Consider the following 25,505-nt stretch of genomic DNA (forward strand, 5'->3'; position numbering starts at 1 on the left):
CAGCCTAGGCTAAATCAACGCACTTGTTGCAAGTGTCCATAAAGTTTTGCGTACAGCCCACCGTCGGCGATCAGTTGTTGATGATCACCATCCTCGGCAATGTGCCCGCCGTCAAACACCAAGACCCGGTCTGCCTGCTTAACCGCCGACAGACGGTGGGCGATGATCAGTGTAGTACGCCCGCTGAGAAACCGCGCCAGCGCCTGGTGCAGGTTGTACTCGGTGGCGGCGTCGAGGGCGGAAGTCGCTTCGTCGAGGATCACCACCTTCGGCTCGGCCAGGACCATCCGCGCAATCGCCAGGCGTTGCCGCTGGCCGCCGGAAAACCGCACCCCGGAACGCCCCACCACACTGTCCAGGCCCATCGGCAGTGCCTTGACGGTAGCATCCAGCTGGGCAATTTCCAGGGCCTGCCAGCAGGCCTGGTCGCTGCGGGTGCGCCCCATGGTCAGGTTGGCGCGCACGGTGTCGTTGAACAACGCCGGGTGTTGCAGCACCACGGCGACGTTCTCGCGGATGGTCTCCAGGCCGATTTCCTGCTGGGTCGCACCGCCGAAGCGGATGCTGCCCGCCTGCGGCGTGTACAACCCCAGCAGCAACTGCACCAGGGTGCTCTTGCCGCCACCGCTGGCGCCGACGATCGCGACCTTCTCGCCCGGCGCAATGGCCAGGTTCAGTTGGTCGAGCACCAGGTCTTCGCCATAGCCGAAATTGAGCCCGCGGACTTCGATACCGACCGTTTCCCGCCCGCTGAACGGGTCTTCGCCGCCGGCGTATTGCGGCTCGTCGGCCCGTGCCAGTAGCTCGTTGATCCGCGTCAGCGCGCCGCCCGCCGCGTAATAGGCGTATTGCAGGTTAAGCAGTTGCTCCACCGGGCCGATCATGAACCACAGGTAGCTGAACACCGCGAGCATCTGGCCGATGGACAGGTCGGAAAACAGCACGGTGAGCATCGCCGCCGCGCGGAAGATGTCGATGCCGAACTGGAACAGCAAGCCACTGGCGCGGCTGGACGCATCGGTTTTCCACTGCGAGTGCACCGCATAGTCACGCACTTCCTGGGCGCGCTGGCCCAGGCGGCCGAGGAAAAACCCCTGGCGGTTGCCGGCGCGCACTTCCTGGATCGCATCCAGGGTTTCGGTCAGGGCCTGGGTGAACCGCGAGGTGCTGTCGTTCTCGAGTTTCTTCAGGTGTTTGACCCGTTTGCCCAACTGCACCGTGGCGTAGATCACCAACGGGTTGAACAGCAGGATCAGCAGCGCCAGCTGCCAATGCATCCACACCAGGATCGCCGACGTGCCCACCAGGGTGAGCATCGCCACGAGGAAACGGCTGAGGGTTTCACCGACGAATTTGTCCAGGGTGTCCAGATCGGTGACCAAATGGGTGGTGACCGTGCCGCTGCCCAGGCTTTCGTATTCCCCCAGGGAAATGCGCTTGAGCCGTTCGATCAAGCGCACGCGGATGCGGTACACGATGTCCTTGGCCAGCCGCGCAAACAGCCGCGCCTGCACCACGTTGAACACCAGCGCGCCGCAGCGCAGGAACAACGTCACCAGCAGCATCAGGCCGATATAACCGGCGGCTTTCTGCCAGCCCAACGGCAGCGCGTGGTTCATCACCTTGAGCGCGGCGTCGCCGTGGCCGAGCAGCACTTCATCGACCAGCAGCGGCAACAGCAGCGGGATAGGCACGCTGCACAGGGTCGCCAGGACGGCGACGCCATTGGCGATCCACAGGGATTTCTTGTGACGCAGGGCCAGGCGGCGGATCTCCGCCCAGGTCAGTCGATCAGTGCGCTGGGCCGGTTCATGCACAGGTGGCTCGCTCCAGCCATCGGCCCAGTAGCGGCGACAGCTCGGCCAGCGGCTGGTAGCCGTTGGTCAGCAAAGCCAGCTGGCCATTGCGCTCGGCCAGCAGCGTCGGAAAACCGGCGATGCCCAGGTCCTGCACCCAGGTGAAATCGGCAGCCGTGGCCGCGTGCTGCTCGGCACGGTCGAAGGCACCGGCAAACTCGATACGCGGGATGCCCGCCTGTTCGGCCAGCTCCACCAGCACGCTGGCGAGGGTCACGTCGCGGCCCTCGACATAAAACGCGCGCTGGATCAGCCCCAGCAATGTCCATGCACAATCCGGCGCCAGGCTGCGCGCGGTGACGATGGCGCGACACGCAGGCTCCGTGTCATACACAAAACCGTCGGGCAACGCGCCTTCGCGCTTGAACGGCTGGCCGGTAGCGTCGGTCACCGCCTGCCAGTGTTCGAGGATGTAGCGCCGCGTGGTCGGCTCCAGCGCCGCACCGCTGCCGGTGCGCAAGCCGCCCACCACCAGGTGCAGTTCCACACCGGCGGCCCGGGCCTGCCCCACCAAGGCTTCGGCTACCGGGGCAAACCCCCAGCACCAGGAACACATCGGGTCCATTACATAGAGCAAGCGCGCGGACATGGCTCAGGCCTCGGAAGGGGATTGCTTGTAGTTGAAGCCAATCGGGTGCGGCATATTGCGGGCCTTGGCCAGCTCGATCTGCTTCTGCCGGTCGATCGCGCTACGGCGGGTCTTCTCCGGCAGCTTGTCCCAGCAATGCGGGCAGCTGATGCCAGCCACGTAGTGCTCGGACGCGCGGTCTTCGACACTCACGGGTGTGCGGCAGGCATGACATTGATCGTAGTCGCCTTCGCTCAAGTCGTGGCGCACAGTCACGCGATTATCGAAAACAAAGCAGTCGCCCTGCCACTTGGTTTCGGCCTGCGGCACCTCTTCGAGGTACTTCAGGATGCCGCCCTTGAGGTGATACACCTCATCGAAGCCTTCGCTGAGCATGTAGCTGGAGGCCTTTTCGCAACGAATACCGCCGGTGCAGAACATGGCGACTTTCTTGTGCTTGGCCGGGTCGAAGTTGGCTTTGATATACTCGGGAAATTCGCGAAAACTGGTGGTTTTCGGGTCGATTGCGCCTTCAAAGGTGCCGATCGACACTTCGTAGTCGTTGCGGGTGTCGATCAACAGCACTTCCGGGTCGCTGATCAACGCGTTCCAGTCCTGCGGATCCACGTAGGTGCCGACCTTCTTGTTCGGGTCGACGCCTTCGACGCCCAGGGTCACGATCTCTTTCTTGAGCTTGACCTTGGTGCGGTAGAACGGCTGGTCGTCGCAGTAGGATTCTTTGTGGTCGATGTCGACCATGCGCGGGTCGTTCTTCAGCCAGGCCATCAGGCCATCAATGCCTTCGCGGCTACCGGAAACGGTGCCGTTGATGCCTTCTTCGGCGATCAGCAAGGTGCCTTTGATGCCGTTGTCGACCATCGCCTGCAGCAGTGGCTCGCGCAGGGCGACGTAATCTTCGAGGGTGACGAACTTATACAGTGCCGCCACGACAATCGGTTGAGTCATGGGTGTTCTCTCCAGGTGGCTACCCTCGTAAAGGGTGAACCGGATGCAAAAAAAAACGCGCCGACTGAGCGGCGCGTTGCGGATTCTAACAAATGCCCGGTGTCAGAGACACCCGATCATCAATCATGCCCGCCGGCGCAGGTCGGCGAGGCCGGGGCTGCGTCGATTTTCGCCCATTCTTCAGGCGTGTAGGTATGCAGCGCCAGCGCATGAAACTCGCTCATCAGGTCACCCAGGGTGGCGTAGACCTTCTGATGGCGCTTGACGCGGTTAAGCCCCTCGAACTGTGGGCTGACCAGCACGGCCTTGAAGTGGGTCTGCAACCCACGGCTGTGCATGTGGCTTTCATCCAGCACGCTCAAGTGGTCCGGGCCCAGGGCGGCGAGCGCCGTTTCGATACGCTGTTGCATGGTCATTCCTGCTTACTTCTTCTTGGCCGGTGCGGCGGCTTTCGGCGCCAGCTCGTTGGTCATGTCGTCCAACAGCTTGTTCACCACCGGCACGGCGCTTTCCAGCTTGGCCTGGGTCATCTGGGCCGATTGCTGGGTCAGTTGCGGCATTTTTTCGAGGACTTTCTTGCCCAATGGCGATTGGTAGAAAGCCACCAGGTCCTTGAGTTCGGATTCGCTGAAGTTGGTGGTGTAGAGCTTGACCATGTCCGGTTTAAGCTTGTCCCAGCCAATGGCCTTGTCCAGGGCGGCGTTGGCCTTGGCCTGGTAGCTGTCCAGCACGGACTGCTTGGCGGCAGGTGCCTTGGTCTGTTCGAAACGCTGGGCGAACATTTGCTGCACTTGCATGTACACCGGGGTACCCAGCTTGTCGGCGTGGGCCAGGGTAAGGAAGGCTTCGGCACTGGCGTTGTGGCTGGCGGTATCGGCAAAAACCTGGCCGCTGGCGCAAACCAGAGCAACCGCGGTACAGATGGCACGAAGACGAGTCATCGAGTTTCCTTTTCTAGCAGGCGAGGTAAGACCCCAAGGGCGCCCATTCTGCGCCTAAAAAACCTCGCGGCTCAACCCCGGGCCTTGCCGGGCAAGGATTCTGCGCGGATGAATCCGATGAAAAGTCTTTTAGGGAACCCCACCGGCCGATCACGGCCTAAACTGCGCAAACCGATCTCAAGGAGTGTGCCCGATGAGCCGTATCGAAACCGACAGCCTGGGAGACGTAGAAGTCCCGGATGACGCTTACTGGGGCGCGCAGACCCAACGTTCACTGGTGAATTTCGCCATCGGCGAGCAACGCATGCCGCTGGCGGTGTTGCACGCCCTGGCGCTGATCAAGAAGGCCGCCGCGCGGGTCAACGACCGTAACGGCGACCTGCCCGCCGACATCGCCCGCCTGATCGAACAGGCCGCCGACGAAGTCCTCGCAGGCAGGCACGACGACCAGTTCCCGCTGGTGGTCTGGCAGACCGGCAGCGGCACCCAGAGCAACATGAATGCCAATGAAGTCATCGCGGGCCGCGCCAATGAGCTGTCGGGCAAAACCCGTGGCGGCAAGAGCCCGGTGCATCCCAACGACCATGTGAACCGCTCCCAGAGCTCCAACGATTGCTTTCCCACGGCGATGAGCATTGCGGCGGTCCAGGCGATACACCAACGCTTGCTGCCAGCCATTGCCGCACTCTCCGGTGGCCTGGCCGAACAGGCTGCACGGCATATGAAGCTGGTGAAGACCGGCCGTACCCACATGATGGATGCCACGCCGATCACCTTCGGCCAGGAGCTCTCGGCGTTTATCGCCCAGCTCGACTACGCCGAACGCGCCGTGCGCAGCGCCCTGCCCGCGGTGTGCGAGTTGGCCCAGGGTGGCACGGCGGTGGGCACCGGGCTGAATGCGCCCCATGGCTTTGGCGAGGCGATTGCCTCCGAGCTGGCGGCGTTGTCCGGGCTCCCTTTCGTCACCGCGCCGAACAAGTTTGCCGCCCTCTCCGGCCATGAGCCGCTGGTGACCCTGCACGGCGCTCTGAAAACCCTCGCGGTGGCGTTGATGAAAATCGCCAACGACCTGCGCCTGCTGGGCTCCGGCCCGCGTGCCGGGTTTGCCGAGGTCAAGTTGCCCGCCAACGAGCCTGGCAGTTCGATCATGCCGGGCAAGGTCAACCCGACCCAGTGCGAAGCCCTGTCGATGCTGGCCTGCCAGGTGCTGGGCAATGACGTGACCATCGGCCTCGCCGCCAGCCAGGGTCACTTGCAGTTGAACGTGTACAAACCGGTGATCATCCACAACCTGCTGGAGTCGATCCGTCTGCTGGCCGACGGCTGCAACAACTTCCAGGAGCATTGCGTGGCTGGGCTTGCGCCCGACGCCGGGCAAATGGCCGAACACCTGGAGCGCGGGCTGATGCTGGTGACAGCGCTCAACCCGCATATCGGCTACGACAAATCGGCCGAAATCGCCAAGAAAGCCTACGCCGAAGGGCTGACGCTACGGGAAGCCGCCCTGGCGCTGGGCTACCTCACCGATGCCGAGTTCGATCTGTGGGTGCGCCCGGAAAACATGCTGGGAGCCTAAGACGCCATGCGCAACCGCCGGGCCTTGAGCCCGGCCATCAATGAAGGCGCCAGCGCCACGGTCGCCGAGCCCAGCACCACCACCAACGCCCCGGCATACCCCAGGGCGTTGATCTCTTCGGCCTGCACATAATCCGGCCACCACCACGCTGCCACCGCCACCGCAACAAAAGTCACCAACGGCGTGAGCGCCAGAGTCGCACTGACCCGCGAGGCTTCCCAGTGCGCCAATGCTTCGGCAAACGCACCGTACGCCACCAGGGTATTCATGCAGCACGCCAGCAACAGCCATGCTTGCAGCGGGCTCAGGTCCAAGGCTTCCAACGGGTGTGCCCACGGCGTAAGCAACACGGCGCAACACAGGTAGATCACCATCATCACTTGCAGCGAATTCCATGCGGTGAGCAATTGCTTCTGGCCCAAGGCGTAGAACACCCAAATGGTGGTGGCCAGCAGAACGGTCAGAACGCCCGCCGTGTAATCGCCAAGGGACGTCAGCAACTCCTCCAGGCGTTGATTGAAGAACAAACCAAAGCCACAGATCAGCACGATCAGGCCGAGCACTTGGCCCAGGCTGAAGCGCTCCTTGAACACAAACACACTGGCGACCATCAAAAAGATCGGGCCCATCTGCACCACCAATTGCGCGGTGCCGGGGCTGAGCAGTTGCAGGCCCACCAGGTACAACACGTAGTTGCCCACCAGGCCACACACGGCCATGCCCACCAGCCAGCCGCCCTTGGGGCCGAGCACCTTGTGGCTGGGCAGGCGCTTGGTCAGTGCGAGGTAGAAGAACAGACACCCACCGGCAACGGTGAGGCGAAACCACGTGACGGTGATCGGGTCCATCACCTGCAGCACCTGCTTGAGTTTGATCGGCAGGATGCCCCACAGGAACGCGGTCAGCAGGGTCAACAGAAAGCCATAGACCCAGCGGCCGGAAGAGATGTGCATGAGTGCCCCAGAAGCCAGAGGAAGTGGAGCCGCATTCTAGGGGCAAGAACACGACTCGCGATACGCTGCAGTTCAAATGTGGGAGCGGGCTTGCTCGCGAATGCAGGGTGTCAGTCGCTGCATGTATTGGCTGACACACCGCATTCGCGAGCAAGCCCGCTCCCACAATTTGATCCGGTACCTTCAGTAGCTTTAGCGTACGGCTTCGAACAGGCCGGTGGCCCCCATGCCGCCGCCCACGCACATGGTGACGATGCCGTAACGCAGGTTGCGCCGTTGCAGTTCACGCACCAGATGCCCCACCTGCCGCGAACCGGTCATGCCGAACGGATGCCCGATGGAGATCGAACCGCCGTTGACGTTGTACTTCGCGTTATCGATTTCCAACCGATTGCGCGCATACAAACACTGGGACGCAAACGCTTCATTCAACTCCCACAGATCGATGTCCGCCACCTGCAAACCCTTGGCCTTGAGCAACTTGGGCACCGAGAACACCGGGCCGATGCCCATTTCGTCCGGCTCACAACCGGCCACGGTAAAACCACGGAAAAACGCCTTGGGTTTGAGCCCCAGTTCCAGGGCTTTTTCCAGGCTCATCACCAGGGTCATCGACGCACCGTCGGACAACTGCGACGAGTTACCCGCCGTCACCGAACCGTCGTCGGCAAACACCGGCTTCAAGCCTTGCAGGCTGGCCAAGGTGGTATCGGGGCGGTTGCAATCGTCGCGGTCGACCACACCGTCGAGGATCTGCACCGCACCGGTATTCTTGTCCTCGACCTTGTACTTGACCGCCATCGGCACGATCTCATCATCGAACAAACCATCGGCCTGGGCCTGGGCCGTGCGCTGCTGGCTTTGCAGGGCGTACAGGTCCTGCTCTTCACGGCTGACGTTGTAGCGGCGAGCGACGATCTCGGCGGTCTGGCCCATGGGGAAATAGATACCCGGCACCTGCTCTTTGAGCAGCGGGTTGATCAGGTTGTCGGTGTTGACGCTTTTCATGGTCAGGCTGATGGACTCGACGCCACCGGCAACGATGATGTCGCTGCACCCCGAAGCAATCTGGTTGGCCGCAATCGCAATCGCCTGCAAGCCCGACGAGCAGAAACGATTGAGGGTCATCCCCGCCGTGCCGGTGCCCAGTTGCGACAATACCGCCACGTTGCGCCCGATGTTGTAGCCCTGGGCGCCCTCGTTGGAACCCGCGCCAACGATGCAATCTTCCACGGTGGCCGGGTCGATGCCGTTGCGGCTGAGCAGCGCGTTGACGCAATGGGCCGCCATGTCATCGGGGCGGGTCTGGTTGAACTTGCCGCGAAAGGATTTGGCCAGGCCGGTTCGCACGCTGTCGACGATCACTACTTCACGCATGGGCTACCTCGATCTTGTCGTTGTTGGGAGATGGATCGAGCATAGATCCAGCTGATTCCAACCGCGACGATCATTCACCCGGCGTATGCAAAAGCATGGAGACAAAAATCATCCCCTGCTGAACTGCCATCCCGTAGTGAGCGGGCTTGCCCCGCGCCGGGTGGCGAAGCCGCCCCAAATCGATCCGCCGCGGTGTATCAGGAAGACCGAGGTGCCTGGGTTTGGGGCGGCTTCGCCACCCAGCGCGGGGCAAGCCCGCTCACTACACAGGCAAGGTGGGGGCCCGTCACCAGTCGGTTATTTGTGTTTCTTTTTGGCGTGCTTGTCGGACTTGGCAAACGCCTCCTCCAGCGCCAGGTTGATGGTGCGCAGCACCTTGACCCGCGCCCAGCGTTTGTCGTTGGCCTCCACCAGCGTCCAGGGCGAGACTTCAGTGCTGGTGCGGTCGACCATATCGCCGACGGCCCCACGGTAGTCATCCCATTTGTCACGGTTGCGCCAGTCGTCTTCGGTGATCTTGAAGCGCTTGAACGGGATTTCCTCGCGGGCTTGGAAGCGCTCCAACTGAGTGTCCTTGTCGATCGCCAGCCAGAACTTGACCACGATCACACCCGCGTCGCGCAGTTGCTCTTCGAAGTCATTGATTTCGCCATAGGCGCGCATCCAGTCGGCGGAGGTGCAGAAGCCTTCAATACGCTCCACCAGCACGCGGCCGTACCACGAGCGATCGAACACGGTGAACATGCCGCGCGCCGGGATCTTCTGCCAAAAGCGCCACAGGTAAGGTTGGGCGCGTTCGTCCTCACTCGGCGCGGCGATCGGCACGATGTGGTACTGGCGCGGGTCGAGCGCGGCCGCGACACGGCGGATCGCCCCGCCCTTGCCGGCCGCATCGTTGCCTTCAAACACCGTGACCAGCGCGTGCTTGCGCATGCGTTTGTCGCGCATCAGGCCGGAGAGCCGCGCCTGCTCGGTGATCAGCTGTTCTTCGTAATCGTCCTTTTCCAGGCGCTGGCTCAGGTCCAGGCTGTCGAGCAGGCTTTTCTTGTCCACCGACGCAATCAACGGCGCCGGGTTCATGCCGCTGGCCTTGCCCTTGGGCAGCTTCAGGGCGTTCTGGATGCCTTCGAGCAGCAGCTTGCCCACGGTGAGGCTGCGGTAATTGGCGTCGACACCTTCGATCACATGCCACGGCGCATAGTCGCGGCTGGTGCGGCGCAGCACGCGCTCGCCAAAGTGCACGAACTTGTCGTAGGTCTCGGACTGCTGCCAGTCCAGCGGGCTGATGCGCCAGCTGTGCAGCGGGTCGTCGGCCAGGGCCTTGAGCCGTGCCTTCATCTGCTTCTTGGAGAGGTGGAACCAGAACTTGAAGATCAGCGCGCCTTCATCGCAGAGCATTTTTTCCAGGCGTTCGGCGCCGGCGATGGCCTGGTCCAGGCGGGCGTCCTTGATCTGCCCGTGCACCCGGCCTTGCAGCATCTGGCTGTACCAGTTGCCAAAGAACACGCCCATGCGCCCCTTGGCCGGCAACTGTCGCCAGTAGCGCCAGGCCGGTGGGCGGGCCAGTTCTTCATCGGTCTGCTGGTCGAAGGTGCGCACCTCGATCAGGCGTGGGTCCATCCATTCGTTCAGCAGCTTGACGGTCTCGCCCTTGCCGGCGCCTTCGATGCCATTGATCAGGATGATCACCGGGAAGCGCTTTTGCTGTTGCAGCTCGTACTGCACCTCCAACAAGGCTTCGCGCAGGGCGGGCACTTCGGCGTCGTAGGTGTCTTTGTCGATGGCGTGACCGATTTCGGCGGATTCGAACATGGGCAGCTCCGTTTCAAGATGGCTCAAGACTAGCGGATTGGGCAGCAACACGCGGGAGGAAATTCCACCGGCGCTTGCCGTGGGTCAATTCATTCCCCATTGATCGGCTAGAATGACGGCCTTGTGTTTACCGAGCCGCCCATGAACCCCATCACCCACGCCCAGCTCGACTGGGACGAACAAGGTCGCCCGCACTCGCGGGTCTTCGACGACGTGTACTTCTCCGACCAGTCGGGCCTTGAAGAAACCCGCTATGTGTTCCTCGAACAGAACCGCTTGCAGGAACGCTTTGCGGCCTTGCCGGCAGGTGGGCGGTTGGTGATTGGCGAAACCGGCTTCGGCACGGGCCTGAATTTCCTGTGCGCCTGGCAGCTGTTCGAACAGCACGCGGTGGCCGGGGCGCGGCTGCATTTTGTCAGCGTGGAAAAATACCCGCTGAGCCACGCCGACCTGCAACGCGCCCTCGCCCTCTGGCCTGAGTTGCAGCCGTTCGCCGAGCAACTGCTCCAGCAGTACGTCGCCATCCACCAGGGTTTCCAGCGCCTGGTGCTGGACAACGGCCGCGTGACCCTGACCCTGTTGATCGGCGACGTACTGGAGCAATTGCCGCAACTGGATGCGCAGGTCGATGCATGGTTTCTCGACGGCTTCGCACCAGCGAAGAACCCCGAGATGTGGACCGCCGAGCTGTTTGCCGAACTGGCACGCCTGGCCGCGCCGGGCTCGACCATCAGCACCTTCACCAGCACCGGCTGGGTGCGACGACTGATCAACGCCGCCGGGTTCAAGATGAAGCGCACGCCGGGCATCGGCCATAAGTGGGAGATCCTGCGCGGCGAGTTTCTCGGCTGGCCCGAAACTGCCCCGCCGCCCACCCGCGCCAAACCCTGGTTCGCCCGCCCTGCGCCCGTGGAAGGCGAACGCAAGGCCCTGGTCATCGGCGGCGGCCTGGCCGGTTGCGCCACGGCCGCCAGCCTGGCCGCGCGGGGTTGGCAAGTAAGCCTGCTGGAGCGGCATGCCGCCCTCGCCCAGGAAGCCTCGGGCAACCCCCAGGGCGTGCTTTACCTCAAGCTCTCGGCCCATGGCACCGCGTTGTCGCAAATGATCGTCGCCGGTTTCGGCCACACGCGCCGCCTGCTGGAGCACTTGCATCGCGGCGTGGACTGGGACGGCTGCGGTGTATTGCAACTGGCCTTCGACACCAAGGAAGCCCAGCGCCAGGCACAGCTTGCGCAAGCCTTCGCGCCAGACCTGTTGCACCTGCTTGACCGCGACCAGGCGCAAGCCAGAGCCGGTATTGCGCTGGAACACGGTGGCTTGTTTTTCCCCGAAGGCGGTTGGGTACATCCCCCCGCGCTATGCGAATGGCAAGCCAGCCAAACCGGCATTACGGTGCTGCCCCACACCCATGTGCTCGACCTGCGCCGCGTCGACGATCACTGGCAAGCCTGGGACGGTGAACACCTGCTGGCCAGCGCCCCCGTGGTGGTCCTGGCCGGCGCCGCCGAGGTCCAGCGTTTTGCCGACCTGCCCCTCAAACGCATTCGCGGGCAGATCACGCGTCTGCCACAGACTGCCGAGAGCCAGGCCCTGAGCACCGTGGTGTGTGCCGAAGGTTACGTCGCCCCGCCGCGCCTGGGCGAACACACCCTGGGGGCCAGCTTCGACTTCAAGAACGAAGACCTCACCCCCACGGCTGCCGACCACGCCGGCAACCTGACGATGCTGCACGACATCTCCACCGATCTGGCCCAGCGCCTGCACGCCGACACGCTCGACCCCAGCGTATTGCAAGGCCGCGCTGCGTTCCGCTGCACCAGCCCGGATTACTTGCCGATTGTCGGGCCGCTGGCCGACAGCATGGCGTTCAACCAGGCCTACGCAGTATTGCGCAAGGACGCACGCAGCGTTCCGGACACACCCTGCCCTTGGCTCGACGGCTTGTACGTCAACAGCGGCCACGGCTCCCGCGGCCTGATCACCGCACCACTGTCTGCCGAGCTGCTCGCGGCCTGGCTCGATAACGAACCCTTGCCGGTGCCCCGCAACGTGGCGGACGCCTGCCACCCCAATCGGTTTGCCGTGCGCGGGCTGGTGCGCAGCAACGCGAACAAGGCCTGACTAGATGCAGCCCTTCAGTTCGCCTTGCTTCAAGGCGTCCAGGGTCAAGCGCTCCAGCTCGGCGTTCTCGGCTTTCTCCTGCTCATGGAGAATGATGTTCCTCTGCTCGCGGTAGCTGCTGTCGTCCATCGTAAGGCTCATTCAAGCCCTCGAACCTGCCCCCATGGGTGCACTTGATAATCCCTGTGCATCCCCCTGCCCTGCGGCCCGCGCAGCCTCGAAGGGCGGGCAGGCGCGGGCCAGGCCAGCAGACTTATAACTTATTGATCTAAAACTCCCACCATAGCCCCGTGTCAGTTTCTGGGTACGCGCCCTCCGGGCGTATTGAGTGTTTCCCCCTCCCCAACGGAAAAACCGGTAAGGAATTTATGTGCGGATTAGCTGGCGAGCTACGTTTTGATCAACAACCTGCCGACCTGGCAGCGATAGAACGCATCACCCATCACCTGGCCCCCCGTGGCCCCGACGCCTGGGGCTTCCACGCTCAGGGGCCGATTGCCCTGGGCCACCGACGCCTGAAAATCATGGACCTGTCGGACGGCTCGGCCCAACCGATGGTCGACGCCCACTTGGGCCTGTCCCTGGCCTTCAACGGCGCGATCTACAACTTCCCGGAACTCAGAGAAGAGCTGGAAGCCCTGGGCTACGCCTTCCATTCCGACGGCGACACCGAAGTGCTGCTCAAGGGCTATCACGCCTGGGGCGAGGCGCTGCTGCCCAAGCTCAACGGCATGTTTGCCTTCGCCATCTGGGAGCGCGACACCCAGCGCCTGTTTATCGCCCGTGACCGTCTCGGCGTGAAGCCGCTGTACCTGTCGCGCACCGGCCAGCGCCTGCGCTTTGCCTCGGCGCTACCTGCGCTGCTCAAAGGCGGCGACATCAACCCGATCCTCGATCCGGTAGCGCTCAACCACTACCTGAACTTCCACGCCGTGGTCCCGGCGCCGCGCACCTTGCTGGCGGGCATTGAAAAACTGCCGCCGGCGAGCTGGATGCGCATCCATGCCAACGGCACCACCGAGCAGAAGGTCTGGTGGACCCTGCCCTACGGCCCACATAGCGACGAGCAAAACCTGACGCTGCAAGACTGGACCGACCGCGTCCTCGACAGCACCCGCGAAGCCGTGGCCATTCGCCAACGTGCCGCCGTGGATGTGGGTGTGCTGCTCTCCGGTGGCGTCGACTCGAGCATGCTCGTCGGCCTGCTGCGTGAAGCCGGGGTAAAGGACTTGTCGACCTTCTCCATCGGTTTTGAAGACGCCGGCGGCGAGGCTGGCAACGAATTCCAGTATTCGGACCTGATCGCCAAGCACTACGGCACCCGTCACCACCAACTGCGCATCGCCGAAAGCGAGATCATCGAACAACTGCCGGCGGCGTTCCGCGCCATGAGCGAGCCGATGGTCAGCCACGACTGCATCGCCTTCTACCTGCTGTCGCGGGAAGTGGCCAAGCATTGCAAGGTGGTGCAAAGCGGCCAGGGCGCCGATGAGTTGTTCGCCGGCTACCACTGGTATCCGCAGGTGGATGGTGCAAGTGACCCTTACGCCGCCTATCGCGAAGCGTTTTTCGACCGCAGCTACGACGACTATGCGGCCACCGTCGCGCCGCAATGGTTGACCGCCAATGACGCCGCCGGCGACTTCGTACGCGAACATTTCGCCATGCCCGGCGCGACTGCCGCCGTGGACAAGGCCTTGCGCCTGGACAGCACGGTGATGCTGGTGGACGACCCGGTCAAACGCGTCGACAACATGACCATGGCCTGGGGCCTGGAAGCCCGTACACCGTTCCTCGACTACCGCTTGGTGGAGCTGTCGGCCCGTGTGCCGGGCAAGTTCAAGCTGCCCGACGGCGGCAAGCAAGTGCTGAAGGAAGCCGCGCGCCGAGTGATTCCAAGTGAGGTCATCGACCGCAAGAAAGGCTACTTCCCCGTCCCTGGCCTCAAGCATTTGCAAGGCGACACCCTGAACTGGGTACGCGACCTGCTGCTGGACCCCAGCCAGGATCGTGGCCTGTTCAACCCGGCCATGCTCGACCGCCTGCTCACCGACCCGCAGGGCCAACTGACCCCGTTGCGCGGCTCCAAGCTCTGGCAACTGGCGGCGCTGAACCTGTGGCTCAGCGAACAAGGAATCTGATTGATGAAACCTCATGCAGCGGCTTACAACCAACGCCTACTGAGGGGCCAGGCGCCATCCTACGAGCGCCTGCAAGCCCGACTGGCCGAAGATGGCAGCCCGCAGAGCCCTGACCCCATCGCCGTGCATTGCGGCTGGGGGCGCCTGTTGATCGGGCACACCTTTGCCGACCCGTCGAGCCTGGCCCTGGAGTTGCTCAATGAGCAGGCCGGCGAACGGGACATCGCCCTGTACGTGGCCGCGCCCCAGCAGATCCTCGGCATCGATCCGCAGCAGCTGTTCCTCGACCCGTCTGACACCCTGCGCCTGTGGTTCACCGACTATCGCCCGGCGACCCGTGTGTTTCGCGGCTTTCGCATCCGCCGCGTGCAGAGCGACGCCGATTGGGAGGCGGTCAACCAGTTATACCAAGGGCGCGGCATGTTGCCCGTCGACCCCGACCGCCTGACGCCGCGCCATCAAGGTGGCCCGGTGTATTGGCTGGCAGAGGATGAAGACAGCGGCGCGGTGATCGGCAGCGTGATGGGCCTCAATCACCAGAAGGCGTTTCACGACCCGGAGAACGGCTCCAGCCTGTGGTGCCTGGCAGTCGACCCGCGCTGCACGCGCCCCGGCGTCGGCGAAGTGCTGGTGCGTCACTTGGTCGAGCATTTCATGAGCCGTGGCCTGAGCTACCTGGACCTGTCGGTATTGCACGACAACCGCCAGGCCAAGAACCTCTACGCCAAACTGGGCTTTCGCGCGCTGACCACCTTTGCGATCAAGCGCAAGAACGGCATCAACCAGCCGCTGTTCCTCGGCCCTGGTCCGCAAGCCGGGTTCAATCCGTATGCGCGGATCATTGTCGAAGAGGCGCATCGACGCGGCATCGACGTGCAGGTGGATGACGCCGATGCAGGCTTGTTCACCTTGAGCCACGGCGGTCGCCGCGTACGTTGCCGCGAGTCGTTGAGCGACTTGACCAGCGCCATCAGCATGACCCTGTGCCAGGACAAGAGCCTGACCCACAAGGTGCTCAAGGCCGCCGGCCTGCAACTGCCGTCGCAACAATTGGCGGGCGGTGCCGATGACAACCTGGAATTCCTCGACGAACACCTGCGCGTCGTGGTCAAGCCGCTGGATGGCGAGCAGGGCCAGGGCGTGGCGGTGGATTTACAGACCATCGAGCAAGTGCAGCAGGCGATCGAAGCGGCGCAGCGGTTCGACAGCCGCGTGCTGCTGGAAAGCTTTCACGAGGGCTTGGACCTGCGCATCCTGGTGATCGGCTTTGAAGTGGTCGCCGCCGCGATCCGTCGCCCGGCTGAAGTGACCGGCGATGGGCATCACAGCATCGGTGCGTTGATCGAAGCGCAAAGCCGTCGCCGCCAGGCCGCCACGGACGGCGAAAGCAAAATCCCCATGGACGCCGAAACCGAACGCACCCTGCACGCCGCCGGCTACGACTACAACAGCATCCTGCCACGCGGCCAGACCCTGGCCGTGCGCCGCACCGCCAATCTGCACACCGGCGGTTGCCTGGAGGACGTCACTGCAATCCTGCACCCCACGCTGGTGGACGCCGCCGTGCGTGCCGCCCGCGCCCTCGACATCCCCATGGTGGGCCTGGACCTGATGGTGTCCGCCGCCGACCAGCCCGAGTACGTGTTTATCGAAGCCAATGAACGGGCCGGGCTGGCCAATCATGAACCGCAACCGACGGCTGAGCGGTTTGTGGATTTGTTATTTCCACACAGTTAGCTGATGGCTTGAGAGGTGCATTGCCTGACCTGGCGCCTTCGCGAGCAAGCCCGCTCCCACATTTAGACCGCATTCCCCTGTGGGCGCGGGCGTGCTCGCGAAGGCACTGGCACAAGCACCACCTGACCATAAGCACAGAGGAGTCTTTATGAGCCGAACCATCCCCGAGCCGGACCTGAACTACCTGCAAAAAGTCCTGCTGGAAATGCTCGCCATCCCCAGCCCCACCGGATTCACCGACACCATCGTGCGCTACGTCGCCGAGCGCCTGGAAGAGTTGGGTATCCCGTTCGAAATGACCCGGCGCGGCACGATCCGCGCCACCCTCAAGGGCCAGAAAAACAGCCCCGACCGCGCGGTGTCCGCGCATTTGGACACCATCGGCGCCGCCGTGCGGGCGATCAAGGACAACGGGCGCCTGACCCTCGCGCCAGTAGGCTGCTGGTCGAGCCGCTTTGCCGAAGGTAGCCGTGTCAGCCTGTTCACCGACAATGGCGTGATCCGTGGCAGCGTGCTGCCGTTGATGGCCTCCGGGCATGCGTTCAACACCGCCGTAGATGAAATGCCGGTGAGCTGGGACCACGTGGAGTTGCGCCTCGACGCCTACTGCGCCACCCGTGCCGATTGTGACTCCCTGGGCATCAGCGTCGGCGACTACGTGGCCTTCGACCCGCTGCCCGAATTCACCGAGAGCGGGCATATCAGCGCCCGCCACCTCGACGACAAAGCCGGCGTGGCCGCCCTGCTCGCCGCACTCAAGGCCATCGTCGACAGTGGCGAGCCGTTGCTGATCGACTGCCACCCGCTGTTCACCATCACCGAAGAGACCGGCAGCGGTGCGGCCGCCGCCCTGCCCTGGGATGTCAGCGAGTTTGTCGGCATCGACATTGCCCCCGTCGCCCCCGGCCAGCATTCCAGCGAGCATGCGGTCAGCGTGGCGATGCAGGATTCCGGCGGGCCGTACGACTATCACCTGTCGCGGCACCTGCTGCGGCTGGCGGCGGACAACGATCTGCCGGTGCGCCGCGACCTGTTCCGCTACTACTTCAGTGATGCGCACTCGGCCGTGACCGCCGGCCACGACATCCGCACCGCCCTGTTGGCGTTTGGTTGCGATGCGACCCACGGCTACGAACGCACCCACATCGACAGCCTGGCGGCGTTGAGTCGCCTGCTGGGCGCGTACATCCTCAGCCCGCCGGTGTTCGCCAGCGACGCGCAACCGGCCCAGGGTTCACTGGATCGGTTCAGTCACCAGCTGGAACATGAAACGCAAATGGAGAGCGACACGCGGGTGCCGTCGGTGGACAGCCTGGTCGGTCAGAAATCCTGAGACTGGCAACCTGGGTCCCGGCGCAGTAGCATCGCCGGGATTCTCCAGCCGAGGCTTGTATGCTGATTCCCTACGACGCACTTGAAGTCGACACCCTGACCCGCCTCATCGAAGATTTCGTCACCCGTGACGGCACCGACAATGGCGACGACACGCCCCTGGAAACCCGCGTATTACGCGTGCGCCAAGCGCTGACCAAAGGCCAGGCGCTGATCGTGTTCGACCCGGAAAGCGAGCAATGTCAGTTGATGCTCAAGCACGACGTGCCCAAGCATCTGTTCGACTGAGAAGGTTATGGGTTGGTAACGGCGGGGGTTTCTGTGGCTTGGCGTTCGAGGATTTTCTGATACACCTCGGCACGATGCACATTGACCCCCACCGGCGCCTGGACGCCGAATTTCACCTGTGAGCCATTCAACTCGACGATGTGCAAGGCGATGTCATCGCCGATGGAGATGATTTCGCCTACAGCGCGGCTTAGTACCAGCATGGCGGTTGTCCTTTGAGAGTGACAGGACCTTGACCATGCGCGCTTGCAAGGGAGTGCAGCAATGGCTCGCGGCAAAATCAGGCGAGACCTACATCAACAGGTAATTTTCCTGACAGACCACGGCTAAAAATGTGGGAACGGGCTTGCTCGCGAATGCGGTATATCAGCTACACATTCAGCGACTGACACTCCACTTTCGCGAGCAAGCCCGCTCCCACACAAGCCCACCCCACATTTACATCAGGGCTGCGCTCAGGCTTTGGTGGCTTGCGCCTTGGCGCGCATCTTGTCGGCCATGGTGGTCATTTCGTCATACAGCAACTGCGGGTTCTTCTGCTTCAACGCCCAGGCCATCCGCCCCTGCTCGTGGGGCAAGATCATGAATTCGCCTTCAGCCACACGCTGGTAGATGTAATCGGCAATGTCCGCCGCCGAAATCGGCGAGCTTTCGAGCAGTTTGCCTACCTGGGCCTTCATCGCCGGGGTCGGGCCACGGAACGAGTCCAACAGGTTGGTCTGGAAGAACGACGGGCACACCACATGCACCCCGACGTCCTGTTGCTTGAGCTCCACCAGCAGGCTTTCCGACAACGCCACCACACCGGCCTTGGCCACGTTGTAGTTGCTCATGGCCGGACCCTGCATCAGCGCGGCCATCGAAGCGATATTGATGATGCGGCCCTTGCTCTTTTCCAGCAGCGGCAGGAACGCCTTGCAGCCCTTGACCACGCCCATCAGGTTGATTGCGATCTGCCAGTCCCAGTCCTCCAGGGACAGTTCGGCGAAGAACCCGCCCGAGGCCACACCGGCATTGTTGACGATCACATCGATGCCGCCGAGCTTGACTTCGCAAGCCTGGGCGAACGCGGTGAGCTGGCTGTAGTCGCGCACGTCGCAGCGTTGCACGAAGCCGTCGCCACCCGCCTCGCGCACCAGCTTGAGGGTTTCCTGCAAGCCCGGTTCGCTGACATCCGACAAGGCCAGCTGCCAGCCCTCGCGAGCCCAGCGCAGAGCGATTTCACGACCCAAGCCGGACCCGGCGCCAGTGATCATCATGCGATTTTGCATAGGAAGTAGCCTTGTGGTTCACGGAAGAAGTGATCGGCAGTGTAGCGAAGGTTATTCCTGCACCCACGCACCATCAGATTGATGAATGCCCCAGGCAAACCCACGGCCGGGTCGGAGCCTGGACGCAGGGGTAAGTTCAATCTTTTTCAACTAAGTCGATGGTTTAAAAGAAATAAGCAAGTTTGCGAAAAGCTTTAAAAAAACTTGGAATTTTCCGCGCAACAACACAGTCGGAGTTGTTAAGGCGCCTGCAATTAAACGTGCAAGCCTATCGCTCAATAACCAGAAGGAAGTAACCCATGAGCCTTATTCTGATCATCATCCTGATCCTCCTGCTGGTCGGCGGCCTGCCGGTATTCCCGCACTCCCGCAATTGGGGTTATGGCCCGTCGGGTATCCTCGGCGTCGTCCTGGTAGTGTTGCTGGTGCTGTTGTTACTCGGCCGGATATAAACACCAGGCAAAAAAAAGAGGCCCTCTAGAGGGCCTCTTTTTTATTGCCGGTTAGTTAGTCCGGTTTGCCATCCACCACGCCGGCGGTGTTATCCAACAGGCTCTTGGTGGCGGTCTGCAGGAACGACTCAAGTTTCTGCTTGAGTGCGGCCTCGTCCGGCGAATCGGGAATCACTTTACCAGTCGGCTCGGCGCCCAGTTCGTATTCCCACAGCTTCGGTGGCATTTCCTTGGGCAGTACCAGGATGCGGTCTGCGGTGACCAGGGCCACGGTCTGATCGCTGCCCGACGGCTTGATCACGCCGAAGCCCTTGTCGCCTTCCGGCAGGTTCAGCAGGTCACGGCCCCAGCACTGGTGCAGGGTGTCGCCACCCAGGCGGCCCATGATGGTCGGCACGATGTCGATCTGGGTACCCACGGTGTGGTCACGCTCGCCGAACTTTTCCTGCACGCCCGGTGCGATCATCAGCATCGGCACGTTGAAGCGGCCCAGGTCCATCTCGGTGATCTGCTGTTCGTTGCCGAAGCCGTGGTCGCCCACGATGACGAACAGGGTTTCCTTGAAGTACGGCTCCTTGCGGGCCTTCTCGAAGAACTGGCCCAGGGCCCAGTCGGAGTAGCGCATGGCCGTCAAATGCTCGTTGAGGCTGCCACGGTCGGTGACCTTCTCGACCGGCAATGGGGTCGGCAATGCGTACGGCGTGTGGTTGGACAGGGTTTGCAGCAGGGCATAGAACGGCTTGCCGCCTTCGCGGGCTTTCAACTCTTCCAGGCCACGGTTGAACATGTCCTGGTCGGACACGCCCCACGTCGGGTCGGAGAACACCGGGTTGACGAAGTCGTTACGGCCGATGAAGTTGGTCATGCCCTGGTTGCTGAAGAAACCCGACTGGTTGTCCCAGGCGAAATCGCCGTTGTAGACATACACGTCGTCAAACTTGCGCGCGCTGAGCAGCTGCGGCAGGCCCGACAGCTTGTGGCTGCCTTCCGGGGTCTGCATCAGGTATTCGAAGCCCGGCAGGTTCGGGAAGCAGGCCATGGTGGCAAACATACCCTGGTGGGTGTGGGTGCCGTTGGAGAAGAAACGGTCGAACAGCAGGCCTTCCTTGGACAGTTTGTCGAAGTACGGCGTGATGTTGCCCGGACGGCCCAGGGCGCCCACCGAGTGACCGGCGAAGCTTTCCATCAGGATCACGACCACGTTCTTGATCGGCAGTGTCTTCTCGGCCGGTGGCGTGTAGTCGCGGCGCACGGCAGCGGTGTCGGTATCCACCAGTTTTTCCTGCGGCAGTACCAGCATATCGCGCACGGTCTGGGTCGCCAGCGGCTGGTCCAGGGTGGCCTTCCAGATATTCGAACGCTCTTCGGAGAAGCGCGACTTGGCCGCCGCGATCAGCGACAACGTGCCGTTGAGGCCCAGTTGGTTGGCGAAGTTGGAGTCGGTGGTGTACACGTCACCCCAACGCAGCGGCGGGCCCTGGCGCAGGGTGCCGCGGGCGGCGACAACGGCGATCAACAGGCAGACCACGAACACCGCGATGCGGCTGTACCACGGTGCCACCTGGCGGGTGCCGATGCTGCCGCCGCTGAATGGGCCGCGTGGGCGTGTCGCACGGTCGGCGCCTTTGAAGGCGATGCTCAGGATCAGCGTGCCCACGGCCCAGGCCAACAGGTAGCGCACCACCGGGAAACCGTACCAGAGCATGCTCATCACGGTTTTCGGGTCTTCCTTCACGTACTGGAAGACCAGGCCGTTGAGGCGCTGGTGGAACTCGCGGTAGAAGTCCATTTCCATCAGGCCGAGGAACAGCGCGATGCTCGACGCCAACGTCAGCCAGAACCGGAAGAACCCGCGCGCGGCCATGGCCCGTACGCTGAACAATGCCAGCAGCAGCGGGATGATCAGGTAGACCACCAGGCGGATGTCCAGGCGCAGGCCATTACCGAACGCTTCGAGGAAGGTCGAGGCCGGTGTGTCGAGGATCATCTCGCGGTTGTACACCAGCAGCGCCAGGCGCAGCAGCGAGAACATCACCATCATGACCAGTGCGCAGAGCAGCGTGTACGCCAGATGGGATTTGACGGTCGGTTGCAGCAGGCGAGTTGAAGCTCGCTGCTGATTCAGGGCGTCCGGGTTTGCCATGTCGTTTCAGGACCCATTGGAAGTTTAAGTGGCTGGATAATGCAGTGGCGCGAATGGTGCCCGATCAACAGCAGCAAGGCTATTAATTACTGAGCGCGCACACCTGCTCCACCGTGACGGCACTTGAGATAGAGCCCCGGCGGGAAGGAAATCTGGCGAATTGTCTTGGATGGAATGTGAAAATTGTGTGTAGCGAATATTTCGATACACAAATCTCATGACTGTACTGAAACCATTGTGGGAACGGGCTTGCTCGCGGATACGGCGTGTCAGTCACAGATGCTTGGACTGGCACACCCCATTCGCGAGCAAGCCCGCCCCCACATCGACGCTGCTTGCTCTAGATCCTTTGAGTGATCAGATCCGCACGTTGCCCCGTGGCCCGGCGATGGCCCAGATGATCAAGCCCAGTACCGGCAACAACAGGATCAACAGAATCCACAGCACTTTGGCACCGGTGCTCGCGCCGCTTTTGAACACGTTGATGATCGCCCAGATGTCCAGCGCAAGGATGATCAGCCCGATCAAGCCATTAAAAGTGGAACCCATGGTGTCGCTCCTAAAGTGAGGGCATGCACTTGTAGGATAGTCAGCCCTGCCGGGGGTTCCGTTTTATTTCAGACGTGTAGGGCGATTCGTAGAGCTTCCAGCGAAGGCTCGGCCTTGATGCCGACTTCGGCACACAGTTCCAGCACGCGCGGCAGGTCGTTGCCGTACACCAGCACCGCCTGGATCTCGTCATCCAGCAATTCGCTGAAGTTGAGCAGCACGTAGCCACCGTCCTGCGGGCTCAGGGCGCTCATCTGGATCTGGATGCGGTTCAGTGCGGTCAGGGCTTCAGTCTTGGCCAGTTGCTTGGGCTTGAGGTTGAACGCCACACCCGGGCCGAACGAGGCGACGATCTGCGCGAACAGGTCACCATAGGTGTCGGCCTGGAACAGCACGGTGTCCGGCAGGCTGCCGACCACAACCCATTCACCCAGTGGGATCGGGAAGCTGTCGTCGTAGTTGATGTCCGGGTTGGCCGCCAGAAACGCCGTCGGGTCCGCGTAGGCCTGGGCCGCTTCGTCGGCGATACGTGCCACCTCGTCCTCGCCCATGACGCCGGCGCTGATTTTGCTGATGAGTTCGACGAGGGCGGTTTTCATGGCGATGGTCCTGTGGCGGGCGGGTTTTCGAGGGCGCGTAGCCTACACCAGTTTCTGCAAGCGCGCCGCCGTATCCACCGCGCCCATGGTGTGTGCCGCCGCCAGTGCGGTGGCGCCCTGGGCGTCAGTGGCCTGGGGGTTGGCGCCCTGGCCGAGCAGGTAGTCGAGCATTTCGACGCGGTTGAACATCGCCGCCAGCATCAACGCGGTACGCCCATCGGAAGACGCCGCATCCACCGGCGCGCCGCCTTCGATCAGCGCCTTGACCACGTCCAGGTTGCCCTTGAACGCGGCGCCGGCAATCGGCAGCTGGTTCTTGTCGTTGGGGATCTGCGGGTCGGCCTTGAATTCCAGCAGCACTTTTACCGCTTCGGCATGGCCGTGGTACGCCGCGAGCATCAACAAGGTGTCACCATTGTGGTTGCGCAGGTTGGCCGGCAAGCCCTTGGCCAGCAGCGCGGCGAGCATCGCGGCGTCGCCCCGGCGCGCGACATCAAAGACCTGTTCGGCAAATTCGGCGGCTTCGGTTTCGGTCATTTGTTTGGACATGTGAGGGGCTCCTTGTCTGATGCTGTATAGGGCGCCAGTGTCGCTACGGAGTTCCTCACTGTCATGGTTTTTTTGCCAAAAGCCGCCATAGGCAGAATCAATAACGCGGCTTTTAATAACGGAAGTGGCCGCCCTGGATCTGCGCCAATAACTGCCCGGTCACCGGCACATAGCAGTCGGAGCCCGGCAACCAGGCGTAGACCGGGTCGTTTCCGGCTTTGTCCGGGTCGAACGCCTCTTCCTTGAGCTTGACCTTCTGGTACTTGAAGGTCCCGGTGGTCTCCATCTTCACCTTGATCCGCAGGAACAGCGGCACCGCATAGTGAGGCAACTGGCCGTGGGCAAATTGCAGCAACTCGCGCATGTCCAGCGAAGCCAGCGACTCACTCGGGGTAATCGCAACCATGCCTGCGCGGCCGTTGGTGTTTTCGATCTCCACCCCGTAGGCCACCACCTCGGCGATCTGCGGGTGTTGCAGCAGGATGTTCTCGACCTCGGTGGTGGAGACGTTCTCGCCCTTCCAGCGATAGGTGTCCCCCAGGCGATCGACAAACTGCGCATGGCCAAAGCCGATGCTGCGCAGCAAATCGCCGGTGTTGAAGTAACGGTCACCCTTCTCGAACACGTCGGTGAGGATTACCTTGCGGTTCTTTTCCGGGTCGGTGTAGCCATCGAACGGGGATTTTTCATCGATGCGCGCCAGCAACAGGCCCTGCCCGCCCGTCTGCACCTTGCGCATAAAGCCATCGCTGCCACGCAACGGCTCACCGCTGTCGTGGGCGTAGTCCACCAGCGCCCAGTGTTGCAGGCAAAAGCCGATGGTGTTGTCGAAATTCAGTACGTTAGTGAAGCCGATGTTACCGTCGCTGGCGGCATACAACTCGCAGATATGCTCGACGCCATAGCGCTGCTTGAACTGCGCCCACACGCCGGGACGCAGGCCGTTGCCGACCATCTTGGTCACGCGGTTGTCACGGTCGTTTGCGCTGGCAGGCTGGTCGAGCAGGTAGCGGCACAACTCGCCGACATACCCCAAGGTGGTCGCGTTGAACTTGCGCACATCGTCCCAGAACTGGCTGGCGCTGAATTTGCGCCGGATGGCGAAACCCGACGCGCCGATAATCGCCGAGCCCCAGCACACACACAGGCCGGTGGCGTGATACAGCGGCAAGGTGCAATAGAGGACGTCGTCCGGGCCCATGTCCAGGGCAATGCTGCCGAAACTGACGGCGGTCTTGGTCCAGCGCCCGTGCTTCATGATGCCGGCCTTGGGCAGGCCCGTGGTGCCGGAAGTGTAGATATAGAAGCAGGGGTCATTGAAAAAGATCTGCGCGGTGCAGGCCGGGTTGCCCTCCGGGCTCTCGGCGCTGGCGGCCAGCAGGTCGACATAACCCGCGGGCAGCGCACTCGAGGCCTGATCGGCGACAAACCAGGTGCGCTCGGCCGGGATCGCCACCTGTTCACGCACCGCGTCATAGGGCCCTACCAATTCCGCCCCCACCACAATCGCCACCGGTCTCACCAGGTTCAGGCTGTGTACCAGCGCGGCCTGGGTCTGCGCGGTATTCAGCATCGCGCAGACACCGCCGATCTTGGCCACGGCCAGCACGTTCAGCAGCAATTCGGGACGGTTTTCGATAAACAGCGCCACCACGTCACCCTTGCGGATGCCTTGGGCCTGCAGGTGATGAGCGATACGGTTGGCGCGGCGGTTGGTTTCGCGGTAGCTGAGCACCTGATCGCCGTACAACAACGCGATGCCGTCCGGATTGCGCAAGGTGGCCTGCTCGAAGTGCCAGCCCAGGCCGCAGGGCTGCGCCGGGTCGGTGACGTTGGCGGCACGCATGCCACGCAGGACCCGCGGCAAGGCGCGAACAATGGCCGGCACCTTACGCAGCAGCATGCCCCAACTGATCATGTCGTTTTGCGGGTGGCTCATGGAGGAACGTCCTTTTTCTTATTGTTCGTATGCGTTGCAGGAAAATACGTCAGCCGTTCTGGCGCTGTACACGCGGGATTTGAAAAGTTTTGTATCCCATCGGGCGGGGCATGGAAAAAAGGAATTTAGCGACGCGCAGGCAGTCTTTAAACATATCGGCACGCCAAACCACCCCCGTGAGCAGCGCAAAATGCAGGATGCATGATGGCCATTCATGCAAATTGCACGAAAACGAAAATTTCCATTTTTTGTATCTCGTTGATTTATAACGATATTTTTCAATATCACTAGATGGCACAATCACTGCACCTATCACTCCATGCTTGCCAACTTGA

24 protein-coding genes are annotated in these 25,505 nt (G+C 62.5%); 8 read left to right on the forward strand and 16 right to left on the reverse strand.

The window, feature by feature from the left end; genetic code table 11:
• Positions 1-14: 14 nt before the first annotated feature.
• The 5 genes from AC3ISR_RS19200 to AC3ISR_RS19220 all read right to left on the reverse strand — a co-directional run bounded on the left by AC3ISR_RS19200 (position 15) and on the right by AC3ISR_RS19220 (position 4,331).
• Positions 15-1,817 carry an ABC transporter ATP-binding protein gene (locus tag AC3ISR_RS19200; protein ID WP_192296901.1) on the reverse strand — a complete coding sequence of 601 codons (1,803 nt, stop codon included), beginning with the start codon at positions 1,815-1,817 and terminating at the stop codon, positions 15-17.
• The gene (locus AC3ISR_RS19205; RefSeq protein WP_192297236.1) at positions 1,810-2,412 is read right to left on the reverse strand and encodes a DsbA family protein; all 603 of its coding nucleotides are present in this window, start codon (positions 2,410-2,412) and stop codon (positions 1,810-1,812) included. The genes AC3ISR_RS19200 and AC3ISR_RS19205 overlap by 8 nt, the downstream gene beginning before the upstream one ends.
• Before the next feature lie 36 nt (positions 2,413-2,448).
• Entirely contained in the window at positions 2,449-3,390 is a 942-nt protein-coding gene (gene trhO, locus AC3ISR_RS19210; RefSeq protein WP_192296902.1) for an oxygen-dependent tRNA uridine(34) hydroxylase TrhO, read from the reverse strand.
• Positions 3,391-3,509: 119 nt separating this feature from the next.
• Entirely contained in the window at positions 3,510-3,806 is a 297-nt protein-coding gene (locus tag AC3ISR_RS19215; protein ID WP_192296903.1) for a BolA family protein, read from the reverse strand.
• A 6-nt stretch (positions 3,807-3,812) separates the two neighbouring features.
• Positions 3,813-4,331: a DUF2059 domain-containing protein gene (locus tag AC3ISR_RS19220; RefSeq protein WP_192296904.1), complete on the reverse strand. Its 519-nt coding sequence runs from the start codon at positions 4,329-4,331 to the stop codon at positions 3,813-3,815.
• Positions 4,332-4,524: 193 nt separating this feature from the next.
• Here AC3ISR_RS19220 and AC3ISR_RS19225 point away from each other — a divergent pair, with 193 nt between their 5' ends.
• Positions 4,525-5,907 (forward strand): class II fumarate hydratase, encoded by a 1,383-nt coding sequence (locus tag AC3ISR_RS19225; RefSeq protein WP_192296905.1) that lies wholly within the window; start codon positions 4,525-4,527, stop codon positions 5,905-5,907.
• On the opposite strand, the gene AC3ISR_RS19230 is transcribed toward AC3ISR_RS19225, so the two are convergent.
• The 3 genes from AC3ISR_RS19230 to pap form a co-directional block, all read right to left on the reverse strand.
• The gene (locus AC3ISR_RS19230; protein ID WP_192296906.1) at positions 5,904-6,860 is read right to left on the reverse strand and encodes a DMT family transporter; all 957 of its coding nucleotides are present in this window, start codon (positions 6,858-6,860) and stop codon (positions 5,904-5,906) included. The genes AC3ISR_RS19225 and AC3ISR_RS19230 overlap by 4 nt on opposite strands.
• Before the next feature lie 192 nt (positions 6,861-7,052).
• A complete protein-coding gene (locus AC3ISR_RS19235; RefSeq protein WP_192296907.1) occupies positions 7,053-8,237 on the reverse strand; it encodes a thiolase family protein in 1,185 nt (394 codons plus the stop codon).
• Positions 8,238-8,534: 297 nt separating this feature from the next.
• On the reverse strand, positions 8,535-10,049 hold the full coding sequence (gene pap / locus AC3ISR_RS19240; protein WP_226455060.1) for a polyphosphate:AMP phosphotransferase: 1,515 nt from the start codon (positions 10,047-10,049) through the stop codon (positions 8,535-8,537).
• Positions 10,050-10,190: 141 nt separating this feature from the next.
• On the opposite strand from pap, the gene mnmC reads away from it, so the two are divergent.
• Positions 10,191-12,170, forward strand: coding sequence for a bifunctional tRNA (5-methylaminomethyl-2-thiouridine)(34)-methyltransferase MnmC2/FAD-dependent 5-carboxymethylaminomethyl-2-thiouridine(34) oxidoreductase MnmC1 (gene mnmC, locus AC3ISR_RS19245; RefSeq protein ID WP_463984519.1), 1,980 nt, complete (start codon positions 10,191-10,193; stop codon positions 12,168-12,170).
• Here mnmC and AC3ISR_RS19250 read toward each other — a convergent pair whose 3' ends face one another.
• Positions 12,171-12,311, reverse strand: a complete 141-nt coding sequence (locus AC3ISR_RS19250; protein WP_192296910.1) for a hypothetical protein — start codon at positions 12,309-12,311, stop codon at positions 12,171-12,173.
• A gap of 227 nt (positions 12,312-12,538) precedes the next feature.
• Between AC3ISR_RS19250 and AC3ISR_RS19255 the strand changes: the two genes are divergently transcribed.
• The 4 genes from AC3ISR_RS19255 (at position 12,539) to AC3ISR_RS19270 (ending at position 17,668) form a co-directional block, all read left to right on the forward strand.
• Positions 12,539-14,311: an N-acetylglutaminylglutamine amidotransferase gene (locus AC3ISR_RS19255; protein ID WP_463984520.1), complete on the forward strand. Its 1,773-nt coding sequence runs from the start codon at positions 12,539-12,541 to the stop codon at positions 14,309-14,311.
• A 3-nt stretch (positions 14,312-14,314) separates the two neighbouring features.
• Positions 14,315-16,048 carry an N-acetylglutaminylglutamine synthetase gene (gene ngg, locus AC3ISR_RS19260; RefSeq protein WP_463984521.1) on the forward strand — a complete coding sequence of 578 codons (1,734 nt, stop codon included), beginning with the start codon at positions 14,315-14,317 and terminating at the stop codon, positions 16,046-16,048.
• Between the two features lie 148 nt (positions 16,049-16,196).
• Positions 16,197-17,381, forward strand: a complete 1,185-nt coding sequence (locus AC3ISR_RS19265; RefSeq protein ID WP_192296913.1) for an osmoprotectant NAGGN system M42 family peptidase — start codon at positions 16,197-16,199, stop codon at positions 17,379-17,381.
• 59 nt (positions 17,382-17,440) lie between these two features.
• Positions 17,441-17,668 carry a YheU family protein gene (locus tag AC3ISR_RS19270; protein WP_003192759.1) on the forward strand — a complete coding sequence of 76 codons (228 nt, stop codon included), beginning with the start codon at positions 17,441-17,443 and terminating at the stop codon, positions 17,666-17,668.
• A gap of 5 nt (positions 17,669-17,673) precedes the next feature.
• On the opposite strand, the gene csrA is transcribed toward AC3ISR_RS19270, so the two are convergent.
• A complete protein-coding gene (gene csrA / locus AC3ISR_RS19275) occupies positions 17,674-17,871 on the reverse strand; it encodes a carbon storage regulator CsrA (RefSeq protein WP_226455055.1) in 198 nt (65 codons plus the stop codon).
• 252 nt (positions 17,872-18,123) lie between these two features.
• Positions 18,124-18,939 (reverse strand): SDR family oxidoreductase, encoded by an 816-nt coding sequence (locus AC3ISR_RS19280; protein ID WP_192296915.1) that lies wholly within the window; start codon positions 18,937-18,939, stop codon positions 18,124-18,126.
• A gap of 299 nt (positions 18,940-19,238) precedes the next feature.
• On the opposite strand from AC3ISR_RS19280, the gene AC3ISR_RS19285 reads away from it, so the two are divergent.
• Positions 19,239-19,391 carry a DUF3309 family protein gene (locus AC3ISR_RS19285; protein WP_015885095.1) on the forward strand — a complete coding sequence of 51 codons (153 nt, stop codon included), beginning with the start codon at positions 19,239-19,241 and terminating at the stop codon, positions 19,389-19,391.
• 55 nt (positions 19,392-19,446) lie between these two features.
• Here AC3ISR_RS19285 and AC3ISR_RS19290 read toward each other — a convergent pair whose 3' ends face one another.
• From AC3ISR_RS19290 to AC3ISR_RS19310, 5 genes are all read right to left on the reverse strand, one after another.
• Positions 19,447-21,534, reverse strand: a complete 2,088-nt coding sequence (locus AC3ISR_RS19290; protein WP_489324409.1) for an LTA synthase family protein — start codon at positions 21,532-21,534, stop codon at positions 19,447-19,449.
• 357 nt (positions 21,535-21,891) lie between these two features.
• Positions 21,892-22,083: a PLDc N-terminal domain-containing protein gene (locus AC3ISR_RS19295; RefSeq protein ID WP_003172956.1), complete on the reverse strand. Its 192-nt coding sequence runs from the start codon at positions 22,081-22,083 to the stop codon at positions 21,892-21,894.
• Between the two features lie 68 nt (positions 22,084-22,151).
• Positions 22,152-22,682, reverse strand: a complete 531-nt coding sequence (locus AC3ISR_RS19300) for a hypothetical protein (RefSeq protein ID WP_489324410.1) — start codon at positions 22,680-22,682, stop codon at positions 22,152-22,154.
• Between the two features lie 42 nt (positions 22,683-22,724).
• Positions 22,725-23,231: an ankyrin repeat domain-containing protein gene (locus AC3ISR_RS19305; protein ID WP_226455052.1), complete on the reverse strand. Its 507-nt coding sequence runs from the start codon at positions 23,229-23,231 to the stop codon at positions 22,725-22,727.
• Between the two features lie 112 nt (positions 23,232-23,343).
• Positions 23,344-25,170 carry a long-chain-acyl-CoA synthetase gene (locus AC3ISR_RS19310; RefSeq protein ID WP_489324411.1) on the reverse strand — a complete coding sequence of 609 codons (1,827 nt, stop codon included), beginning with the start codon at positions 25,168-25,170 and terminating at the stop codon, positions 23,344-23,346.
• Here AC3ISR_RS19310 and AC3ISR_RS19315 point away from each other — a divergent pair.
• Complete coding sequence (locus AC3ISR_RS19315; protein ID WP_489324412.1) at positions 25,169-25,375, forward strand: hypothetical protein; 207 nt, start codon at positions 25,169-25,171, stop codon at positions 25,373-25,375. The genes AC3ISR_RS19310 and AC3ISR_RS19315 overlap by 2 nt on opposite strands.
• Positions 25,376-25,505 lie beyond the last annotated feature (130 nt).

The sequence above is a fragment of the Pseudomonas sp. GL_117 genome, assembly GCF_057835125.1.